8 protein-coding genes are annotated in these 11,045 nt (G+C 60.0%); 3 read left to right on the top strand and 5 right to left on the bottom strand.

The genetic code is table 11. The features are described from left to right. Positions 1–119 precede the first annotated feature (119 nt). From BW09_RS07710 to BW09_RS07700, 3 genes are all read right to left on the bottom strand, one after another. A complete protein-coding gene (locus BW09_RS07710) occupies positions 120–1,130 on the bottom strand; it encodes an ABC transporter permease (protein ID WP_219846522.1) in 1,011 nt (336 codons plus the stop codon). Between the two features lie 144 nt (positions 1,131–1,274). After that, positions 1,275–2,867 (bottom strand): ABC transporter substrate-binding protein, encoded by a 1,593-nt coding sequence (locus BW09_RS07705; RefSeq protein ID WP_140462949.1) that lies wholly within the window; start codon positions 2,865–2,867, stop codon positions 1,275–1,277. A 451-nt stretch (positions 2,868–3,318) separates the two neighbouring features. Then, positions 3,319–4,140 carry a fumarylacetoacetate hydrolase family protein gene (locus tag BW09_RS07700; protein WP_181161720.1) on the bottom strand — a complete coding sequence of 274 codons (822 nt, stop codon included), beginning with the start codon at positions 4,138–4,140 and terminating at the stop codon, positions 3,319–3,321. Positions 4,141–4,281: 141 nt separating this feature from the next. On the opposite strand from BW09_RS07700, the gene BW09_RS07695 reads away from it, so the two are divergent. Next, positions 4,282–5,649 carry an RNA-binding domain-containing protein gene (locus BW09_RS07695; RefSeq protein WP_140462945.1) on the top strand — a complete coding sequence of 456 codons (1,368 nt, stop codon included), beginning with the start codon at positions 4,282–4,284 and terminating at the stop codon, positions 5,647–5,649. A 256-nt stretch (positions 5,650–5,905) separates the two neighbouring features. Here BW09_RS07695 and glf read toward each other — a convergent pair whose 3' ends face one another. Continuing rightward, positions 5,906–7,126, bottom strand: a complete 1,221-nt coding sequence (gene glf / locus BW09_RS07690; RefSeq protein WP_140462943.1) for a UDP-galactopyranose mutase — start codon at positions 7,124–7,126, stop codon at positions 5,906–5,908. 400 nt (positions 7,127–7,526) lie between these two features. Here glf and BW09_RS07685 point away from each other — a divergent pair, with 400 nt between their 5' ends. Further along, positions 7,527–8,786, top strand: coding sequence for a nucleotide sugar dehydrogenase (locus BW09_RS07685; protein WP_140462941.1), 1,260 nt, complete (start codon positions 7,527–7,529; stop codon positions 8,784–8,786). 157 nt (positions 8,787–8,943) lie between these two features. On the opposite strand, the gene BW09_RS07680 is transcribed toward BW09_RS07685, so the two are convergent. Then, positions 8,944–10,179: an ATP-binding protein gene (locus tag BW09_RS07680; protein ID WP_140462939.1), complete on the bottom strand. Its 1,236-nt coding sequence runs from the start codon at positions 10,177–10,179 to the stop codon at positions 8,944–8,946. A 263-nt stretch (positions 10,180–10,442) separates the two neighbouring features. On the opposite strand from BW09_RS07680, the gene BW09_RS07675 reads away from it, so the two are divergent. After that, on the top strand, positions 10,443–11,045 hold a 603-nt coding region (locus BW09_RS07675; protein ID WP_140464855.1), incomplete at its 3' end, for a glycosyltransferase family 2 protein.

The following is an 11,045-nucleotide window of genomic DNA, read 5'->3' as shown; positions in this document are numbered from 1 at the left end:
CTTGATTCCGATCCGGTTTCCGGCACTGATTCCGGTCCGGTTTCCGAAGATTGTGTGCTGCTCCGGGACTGCGCTGTGTGTGCGATACGCAAGCCAATCGTGTGCCATACCGCTGCTCATCATGCGGTCTCCAGCATGGTCGAACGGCGTTCGAGCAGCGCCACCACCACATCCACGAGGAAGGTGATGAGCAGCACCAGGAAGCCATAGACGAGCGCCAGGCCCTGGACTATGCCGTAGTCGCGTGAGGTGATGGCGTTGGTGAACGCGGTGCCCATGCCCGGCCAGTTGAAGACCTGCTCGATCAGCACGGTGCCGGTCATGATCTGCGCGAGCGTGTTGCCGACGAGCACCATGATCGTGGAGACCATGTTCGGCATCACATGACGCCAGTAGATGCGCATCGGGCTCAGGCGCTTGCCGCGGGCGGTACGCACATAGTCATCGTTCAGGGTGTGGAAGGTCTGGATGCGGGCGATGCGCGAGAGCGAGCAGATGGACGACAGCGAGAGCGCGGCCACCGGTAGCACGAACGATGCGGGACTGTTCGCGCCGGCCACCGGGAACAGTTTGAGGTTCACGGCGAGCACGGCGACCAGGATCACGGCCACCAAGTAGTCCGGGATATTGCCGAAGAAGCCGGTAATGCCAGTGAACACGAGCTCGCTGCCACGATGGCGGTCGCCCTGCGTGTGCACGGCCATCGCCATGCCGATTGGGATGGAGAATACGAGAATCACCAGGAAAGCCAGCACGGCGAGCGCCACGGTCCACGGCAGTCGCGTGGCCACGATCTCGGACACCGAACGACCCGAGATGATGGAGATGCCGAGGTCGCCGTGGAACAGTCCGGCGATGTATTGCGCGTACTGGATGGGCAGCGGCTTGTCGAGGCCGAGCGTGGCCCGGCGTTGAGCCACCAGTTCGGGCGATGCGGTGACGCCGAGCGCGTTGCGCACCGGGTCGCCGCCGGAGAATCGCAGCACCACGAACGCCACGGTAACGATGACCCAAAGCGCCACGACCGTGCGCACGAGTCGTCGAACGACGAAATTCACCCATGGATTCATGCGGCGGTGCGTCCGGCGGGTCGTTGTGACACCTGACGCCGTGCTGCTGCTTTCGCTCACGATATACTCCTTGGTTTCCTTGGTGGTGTCATAGGTTGGTTTTGGTTTGATTTTGATTGTGATTGGCTCTGATTGGCTCCGGGCGTGGACGAGAGCCTGCAGGACGCGCCCTGCAGGCCCTTGTATGATCCGGCTCGTCTGCCGTCATGCGGCCTTGAAGGTGGTGGGCAGGAAGTTGCTGCCGTCAGTGCTCACCGTGAAGCCCTTGGCGTAGTACTTGTCCCAGGACTGGGCGATCGGCAGCAACGTCACGTTCTTCATCAGCTGGTCCTCGGCCTTCTGCCATGCGGGGCAGGATGCCTCGCCGGCCTGCGTGGCAGCCGTGTTGGCGAGCTGGATGTAGTCCTGATCCTCGTTGTACGTCCAGTTGCCGCCGTTGGGGACCACGTCACCGGAGAGTATGCCGAACCATTCGGCCGGGGTGTTGGCGGTGATGCCTGCGATCACCACATCCCAGTCGCCGCCGGAGAAGATGACCTTGGTGTACTGGTCGGACGGGGCGAGCTGGGCGTCGATGCCGACTTCCTTGAGTTCCTTCTGCACGAGCTCGACACCTGCGGCCACGGCAGCGCCGGACGTGGAGTTGTAGAGCAGCTTGATGGTGAGCTTCTTGCCGTCCTTGGTGCGCACGCCGTCGGAACCGGCCTTCCAGCCCGCCTCGTCAAGCAGTTTCTTGGCGTCCTTGGCGTCCGTCTTGGCAATGGCGCTGGAGGAGTCGAATCCGGCGCAAACCGAAGAGCCCGCAGGCATGATCGTCTTCATGACCTCGCCCTTGCCGGACGTGATGGCCGTGCCCACCTTGGTGCGGTCGATGGCTTCGGCGATGGCCTTGCGCACTTCGAGCGTACCCGTGGCGCGGTCCTTGTTCTGGTTGAAGAACGCAGTCATCGGCATGGAGCCGGCATTCACGTCCTTGTAGGTGGTGGTGTCGACGCGGTCCTGGTTGGTGCCGCTGAGCTTGGCGAGGTTGAGCTCACCGGAGCTGAGCATGTTGACCTGCGTGGACTGATCGGTCACCACACTGGCCACGATGGTCTTGGGCAGGTCGGTGATCTTGGTGCCGTCCGGCAGACCGGACTTGTAGTCGTCGTTGCGCACGTACGTGTACTTCTGGCCTTCGGTTGCGCTGTCGAGCTTGTAGGGGCCGGTGCCGAACGTCTTGGCGTCCATTGCCGAGGGGTCTTTGAGACCGGCCGGGCAGACGATGGGCAGCTGGCCGACTTCCTCGGCCAGGAAGCTTTGCGGGGTGCTGACCTTGAAGGTCACGGTCTTGGCGCTGTCGTCCGCGCTGACCTCGACACCTTCGGGCACGTAGACGCCGTTGTATTGGGAGTCGGGAGCCTCGTTGATCACGTAGTCGAAGGTGGCCTTGACGTCGCTGGCCTTGAGCGGGGTGCCGTCGGAGCAGACCACGTCGTCCTTCAACGTGAAGGTGGCCTCGGTGGCGGTGGCCTTCCAGTCCTTGGCAATATTGCCCTTCGGCTGCTGGTCGGCCTGCATGACAAGCAGGCCCTCATAGGCGAGGGTGGCGAGCTGCACGCCGTCGCCTGTGGCGTTGGTGAGCGGGTTGAGCTTGCCCGGATCCTGCTGGATCGCGTAGTTCACGGTTTCAGGAACGCCCGCCGATGCGGTCGCCGAACCGTCGCCACCCTGGCCGCTGCCGCAGCCCGCAAGAAGCATTGCCAGTGCGCACACGCCGGCCGTTGCAGAGCTTGCCGTAATCATATTCCGTTTCATATCGCACCTTCCTCTTGGGTCATTCCACTGATCGCCCGTTCGGCAATGGGGCGCAGCCACATCGATGGCTGCCTGCCTCTTTGTGCACCTCCACGCGGGTATTCAATAGAATGAATATAATGTTATGAATCAATGTGGCGATTATGTTTCCGTCATGCAACGTCAAGGAAACAGTGGCTGTCGCGCATCGTCGCACCCGCCACAAACGGCTCTACGACGCCATTGTCGCATCGCTTTGAACATCATCCCACTATATGGACCACGGCTTGGCGCGCCCTAGTGGTCCGCGTCATTCATTCGTTGACGAATTCACCACCCCTCAGTTCCGCTTCGTCACCCACCAACCAACCCCCAACAACAGAAGTCGCAGAACTATGTGAAACGAAAACACAAAGGCCCAGCCACCTCCCCAAACAGGAAAGATGACCGGGTCAGTGTTTTGCCAGTCAGCTTACGCGCGCACGATCACGTTGCGCAGGTCGCCGATGCCTTCCACGTGCACGATGGTCTCATCGCCGGGGTCGAGATGGCCGGAGGCGTTCGGCGTGCCGGTCATGATCACGTCGCCGGGCAGCAGCGTGGAGAACGAGGAGATCGCGGCGATCTGCTCCGGGATGCCGTGGATGAGGTTCGCGGTGGTGCCGGAAGCCATCGGCACATCCTCACCGTTCAGCGTGAACGAGATGTGCGCGTCACGCCAGTTGAGATCGTCACGCATCACGATCCACGGGCCGAGCGGGCAGGAGGTGTCGAAACCCTTGGCGCGCGTCCACGTGGGGTCGATGCCCTGCAGGTCGCGCAACGTCACATCGTTGACGCAGGTGAAGCCGAGCACGTAATCCATCGCGTTCTCCACCGGCACGTTCTTGGCGATGCGTCCCATCACCACGGCCACTTCGGGCTCGAAGTTCATGTCCTTGGAGCAGGCCGGGTAGACAATCGGGTCGTCCGGACCGATCACCGAGGTGGACGGCTTGGTGAAGATGACCATGTCCTCCGGCGCGTGCGCGATCTCGGAATGACCGGCCTCGTGCATGAACTGCGCATGGGCCTCATAGTTCTTGGCCAGACCGTAGACCTTGGAAGGAATCACTGGGGAGAGCAGGCGGATACCATCCGCGTCGAGCGCGTACCGCTTGCCCGTGGGGGTGACCTGACCGCCAGACAGCGGATGGCCGTCCAGCTCGACGAGATAGTCCTTGCCGTCGTTCTCATCCTTCTGCACGAAGGCGTAGCGCGGCGAATCATTCAGCGAAAAACGTGCAAGTCTCATAGCCATAGCCACCAGCCTACTACGGCAACCCGCCGCCTTATCTATCTTCTATCTTATCTTCTACCTTACGAGAAGATAATAGATAAGATAGAAGATAATAGATAAGATAGAAGATAATGCACTATCGAAGGAAACAACGCGATGGAAAAACTCATTGAAGGCCCCCATCTGGAATTCAAACGCACATGGGTGGACGGTGCCAAACGATCAGCCATCGCCTTCGCCAACACCGACGGCGGCACCATATACCTCGGCATTGAAGACGATGGCACCGTTATAGGCATCAACGACATTGACGAAACCATGCGCCGTGCGACGCAAGCGATTTCTGACGGCATACGTCCCGATGTCATGAGCTTTGTCTCCATTGATGCCGAAACAATGCACAGCATGCCAATCGTGGCCGTACATGTACAACGGGGAGCACATCGCCCCTACTATCTAGCCGATAAAGGGATCAGGCCTGCAGGCGTATATATCCGTTCAGGAGCAGCTTCCATCCCGGCATCAGAATCCTCCATCATCGACATGATCAGGCAGACCGCCGGCGACTCCTTCGAAGATGCGATATCCCTCAATCAGGAACTCACCTTTATCGCAGCCCAGCAAGCATTCGCAGACGCGGCACTGTCATTCACGCCACAAGCACAGCGCACACTTGGGCTGGTTAATGCAGACGGAGTCTACACCAATCTGGCCTGGCTGCTCTCAGATCAATGCGATGCCTCAATCAAAGCCGCCGTGTTCGCAGACGAAGTCAAGGAAGTATTCCTGAACAGGCAGGAATTCACAGGTTCGCTCATCACCCAATTCAATCAAGTCAATGAATTCATAGCACGGCATAATGCAGTGCGCTCACATACGGGCGAGGCGATGCGCCGCGTGGATAGCTACGACTATTCCCCCTTGGTATTGCGCGAGGCATTGCTCAATCTCATTGTCCATCGCGATTACGGGCTCTCAGGTCCTGCACTCATCAGCGTGTTCAGCAATCACATGGAATTCCTCAATCTCGGCGGACTGCCGGCAAACTTCACTCGCGCAGACATGATGAACGGCATCTCCTCTCAGCGCAATCCCAAACTAGCCAACGTGTTTTACCGTCTCAACCTCGTAGAGGCATATGGCACAGGTATCCGAAGAATCGTCGGAGATTACAAGAACTGCGCGACTCAACCTTCATTTGATATCAGCGATCACGCATTTCGTCTGGTTCTTCCCAAACATCAACAAACGCCTTTCCCCTCGGCGCAATCATCGCTCCCATATTCCGGAACGCCGAGCGTCAACTCAGCTTCAGAAGCCGCGCTGCCAATTAGGCAACAACGAATTCTCGATTACGCCAAAGAACACGGCAGCATCACCCGCAAACAAGCGCAATCGGTTATCGGAGCCTCACAATCCACAGCAGCGAAAACCATCAACGCATTGGTCAACGGCCAATTACTGATACGCACAGGCAGCGGACCGCGGACAAAGTACCAGCCGGCTACAGAATCGTCACACTAAGCACGTTCGCCTCTGAGGAACCGGGCTTTCCGCCACTTTACCGCCAGCTTTCCGCCACTTTACCGCCGAATCCGCCAGCTTTCCGCCACGTTATCGCCAATGCGACGACCATGCAGCGCAAACATAGAACGGGCTGTCCCGTTTCGCAACTGGCGGAGCGGAACAACCCGTTGCTTCCCGTATCGTCACGCCGGTCTCGTTCGACCGTGACCACGGCTGCGGCCTCGCACGCGCTTTTTCAGCGGCCCTCAGCCGCCTACTTGGCGGCTTCGGCGGCGAGCAGTAGCGCAACCTGCTGCTCGTAGGCGGTCAGGGCGGTGTCGATCACGTTGTGCATGTCGTAGTACTTGTACGTGCCGAGGCGCCCGCCGAACACGGTCTTCGGCTCGGCGGCGGCCTTCTCCTCGTACTGCGCGTACAGCGCCTTGTCCGCCTCGGTGTTGATCGGGTAGTACGGCTCATCGCCACGCTCGGCGAAGCGGGAGTACTCCTCCCACACGACCGTCCTGTCCGGGTTCTGCCGTTCGCGACGCTCCGGGTTGAAGTTCTTGAACTCGATGGCGCGCGTGTACGGCACGTCCGCGTCGGAGAAGTTCATCACCGGGCAGCCGAAGTGGTCGCCCTCGTCGTAGCGGACCTCCTTGAAGTCCACCGTGCGCCACTTGAGATCGCCCAGCTCGTAATCGAAGTAGCGGTCCACCGGGCCCGTGTACACGACCGGCACGCCCGCCTCGCGCAGCGCCTTCTTGTTATACGGCTGCGACTCGTCGAAGAAATCGGTCTTCAGCGAGACGGTGATGCGCGGGTCGTCGATCATCCGCTCCATCCACTTGGTGTATCCGTCCTTGGGCAGCCCCTCCCACGTGTCCTTGAAATAGCGGTTGTCGTAGTTGAAGCGCACGGGCAGGCGCTTGATGATCGACGCGGGCAGCTCGGCCGGGTCGGTCTGCCACTGCTTGCCGGTGTAGTTCTTGATGAACGCCTCATACAGCGGACGTCCGATCAGCTGGATGCCCTTGTCATTCAGGTTCGCCGGGTCGGTGCCGGCCAGCTCGCCCGCCTGCTCCTCGATCAGCGCCTGCGCTTCGGCCGGCGTGTAATGCGCATGGAAGAACTGGTTGATGGTGCCGAGGTTGATCGGCAGCGGGTACACGACGCCGTCATGGGTGGCGTACACGCGGTGCACGTAGCCGGTGAACTCGGTGAAGCGATTCACGTACTCCCACACACGCCTGTTGGACGTGTGGAACAGGTGCGCGCCATACTTGTGGATCTCCGCACCCGTCTCCTCGTCGAAGTACGAGTACGCGTTGCCGCCGATATGATCGCGCACGTCGATGATATGCACACGCGCACCCGCATGTTCAACAGCCTGCTGCGCCACCGTCAAACCGAACAGGCCCGCACCGACAATCACCAAATCGGGGTACTCAACCACGTTCGCGTTCGCTGCCGCAGTCGCTTCGCCTTGTGCCATGCGTCACCAACCTTTCATCATCCATGTTCACATGCGCTTGCATAGTCGCTTGGGTTCATGGTAGCGCGACCCTGACACCGCGGCTTCGGCTGGACGCTACGGACAGGCACCACGGCTGTCCTGACCTACCTGGTCGCCACCGCACCAATCTGTCCGATCGCCCGCCCCGTTGCAAATTCCTCTCACTGACGCCACACCAGCAAGAGGAAATTGCGACAAGGAGAACCATAGCCCGGATAACCACATCGACATGGACTAGGCTGGTGCTTGGTTGATCAAGGCAGTGACAACAACGGCCAGCGTGCGGCAACACACCAGTTGCCGCACGCGGTGCCCGGCGACAACGCCGGCGACGTCAGCGCAAACCAGACACAGCGCAAACACAGGAAGGCAAGTCGATATGAAGATCGCGGTTGCAGGTACCGGTTACGTGGGACTTTCGGTGGCGCTGCTGCTGTCCCAGCACAATGAGGTGCACGCGCTGGACATCGTACCGGAGAAGGTGGCCATGCTCAACGCCGGTAAAAGCCCTATCGTTGATCGGGAGATCACCCGATTCCTCGACGGCAACCAGTCCGGCGAGCGTCCGCTTGATTTCCATGTGACACTCGACCCGGCGCAGGCGTACACGGGCGCCGATTACGCGATCATCGCGACGCCCACCAACTACGACCCGCAGAAGAACTACTTCGACACCTCAAGCGTGGAGGCCGCCATCGCCGCCGTCCGCGAGCATGACCCGGATGCCTGGATCGTGATCAAGTCCACGATTCCGGTGGGGTACACGGCGAAACTGCGCGAGGAGCTTGGTGACAGGCGCATCCTGTTCTCCCCTGAATTCCTGCGCGAAGGCCATGCGCTGTACGACAATCTGCATCCGAGTCGTATCGTGGCCGGCGCACCGCAGGATGACGCGGAGGCGGTCGCCGCTGCGCACCGGTTCGTCGAGCTGCTGTCCCAGGGCGCGGAGCCGTCCGAGCACGAGCGCGTGAACCCTGATGGCACGCAAGGCATCCCGGAACTGGTGGTGGGCACCACCGAGGCCGAGGCGATCAAACTGTTCGCCAACACGTATCTGGCCCTGCGCGTGGCATACTTCAACGAGCTGGACACGTATGCGGAAAGCCGCGGTCTGAGCACCCGCGCGATCATCAAGGGCGTGTGTCTCGACCCGCGCATCCGCGACGACTACAACAACCCGAGCTTCGGCTACGGCGGCTACTGCCTGCCGAAGGACACCAAGCAACTGCTCGCCAATTACGACAAGGTGCCGCAGAACCTCATCGAGGCAATCGTGGATTCGAACACCACACGCAAGGACTTCATCGCCACGGAGATTCTGGAGCTGGTGGCCCGCGCGAAGGCGTCCGGCGTGGCCGACCCGGTGGTGGGCGTGTACCGCCTGACCATGAAGGCCGGTTCGGACAATTTCCGCCAGTCCGCCATCCAGGGCGTGATGAAGCGCATCAAAGGCAAAGGCGTCACCGTGCTCGTCTACGAGCCCACGCTCGATAAGCCTGACTTCTTCGGCAGCGAGGTGACGCACGATCTCGCCGCATTCAAGCAGCGCGCCGACGTGATCGTCTCCAACCGCTGGAGCGACGACCTCGCGGACGTGAAGGACAAGGTCTACACCAGGGATCTGTTCAAGCGGGACTGACGCAAGGCTGGCGGTGAACCAGCCACCAGCCTTGCGCGGTCGCCCCGCGGTCGAACGGGGCCGAACGGGCCGAGTTGGGGCGCCGCGCCGTGCAGCTCCTCACAGACAGTCAATCAGCTATCCCGGAAACATGAGCCCACCCGAGCCTTCCCCTCCCCTATTCCGCTCCGAGCAGCCAGTCGAGTGCATTCACAATCCGAATGCCCTCCTCGGTGACACCAAGACCGAAGCGGTCGAGCGTCAGCACCGTGCGCGGGAATGCACTGTTCAGCCGCCGCAGCGGAGCGAGCTCGCGGGCACGCGTCGCCTCGTCGGTCATATTCAAGGTGACTTGCATATATACAGTGTCGGAATCACGCCGTGCTACAAAATCAATTTCCGCGTCAGGCAAGGCACCGATCGACACCGCGTAACCACGTCTTTTCAGCTCCATGAACACGATTCCCTCGAGTTGTGCACCTTGATCGGCACCGTTAAAACCGTTGGCAAGATTGCGGAAACCATTGTCGACGGGATAGTATTTGCGCTGCGGTCGAAGCAATTCCTTGCCCCGAATCCTTGACTGCTCACAACCGTAGATGATGAACGCCTTCTCCAAAGCATCGATCTGGTTCTCTGCCGTCGCGCTCGCAATGCCAATGCCGGCGGATCTCAGCGTTCCTACCACCTTGTTCGTGGAGAACAGATTGCCAGACGTGGAGAACAGATATCGGCTGAGCTTTTCCAATGTCGCCATATCACGAACGCCGTACCGGGTGGCCACATCCTTGACCACTACGGATTCGTATATGGCACCCAATATCTCAGCGGCCTTACCCTGGTTGACCTCCCGCACGTCGCCGTCCGCATACAGACCGGGCATACCGCCGAACATCATGTACGAGGCGAACAGACGCTCCTGTGTCTGCCTGCTATCAAGGCTTGCCGCATATGTCGAGTATTCACGGAACGACAGCGGGAACACGGGCACGGCTACATAACGCCCAGCTAGGTAGGTGGCAAGCTCGCCGGAGAGCAGATAGGCATTGGAACCGGTGATATATACATCCGTCAGTTCTCGCGTATGCAGACGACGAACCACCTTTTCCCATCCGCTTACTTCCTGTATCTCGTCGAGAAACACATAGAACATGCCCGGTTCGGATCGCTCCACAGCGTTTTGTAGGTCACGGTATAACTGTTCGGCATCATAGTCCAGCGGCACATCAAAGGAATCGAACCGTTTGATGAACACATTGCGCTCCGGCACGCCCTCGTCTATCAGCGATTGGGCGTAATGACCGAGCAACGTGCTCTTGCCGCAGCGGCGAACGCCCACCAGCACTTTGACTGCTTGCGTACCACGATGCGCTCGCAGCGCATGCATCAAATCCTCTCGTTCAATGTAATTCATCGCCCTCTGACCCTTCGATTTCAAGTATACTTGAAATTATAGGCTATTCAGCCGATGATTTATAGTAAACTAGCGATAATTCCACGCCCTCAGACAACTCCCGCTGCCCTGCGATACCGAAGATGATGCCGAATGAGCGAGGCACATGCATGTGCAATGTGCGATACTTGGTATGATCGCACGCGCCCTCACATGCCGGACACGCGCACACGCACGCAGGTCCACTGCACATATATAAAGGAGTAGCCAGAATCATGTCCGCCATGCCAGCCGCCGAATCAACGCCGTTCGTCTCCGTGATTGTGCCGGTGTACAACGCCGAGAAGTATCTGCGCTACTGCGTGGATTCGATCCTGGGGCAGTCGTACACGAACCTTGAGGTGATTCTGGTGGACGACGGCGCGAAGGATTCCAGCCCCGCGATCTGCGATGAATACGCCGCGCAGGACGACCGCGTCACGGTGATTCACCAGACCAACGGCGGCATCTCCAAGGCGCAGAACGCCGGCTTGGACGCCGCGCATGGCGAGTACATTGCGTTCGCTGACAATGACGATATCCTCGACCGGCGCAACATCGAGCTGCTGCTGCATGCGCTGCTCAGCACCGGTGCGGATATGAGCAAGGCCCGCTGGCGTCAGTTCGGCGTCTCTCAGCTGGAGGAGGTGGCCGCGGATGCAGCAGTCGGCGCCGACGCCCCCGGCACGATCACCGTGTTCGAGCATCCGCTCGCCGCATATCAGACCGTGTTCTGCAAGAGTCTCAGGTTGATCGGGGACAAGCTCGGTCGTCACACCGAGGCCCGGTACTTCAACGAGGCCAACTGGTGCAGACTGTACAAGCGCGAATTGTGGGACGGCATCAGA

It is taken from the genome of Bifidobacterium sp. UTCIF-1, from assembly GCF_006408915.1.
Lineage (GTDB): Bacteria > Actinomycetota > Actinomycetes > Actinomycetales > Bifidobacteriaceae > Bifidobacterium > Bifidobacterium reuteri.
This window is presented reverse-complemented; position numbering and strand designations above follow the sequence as displayed.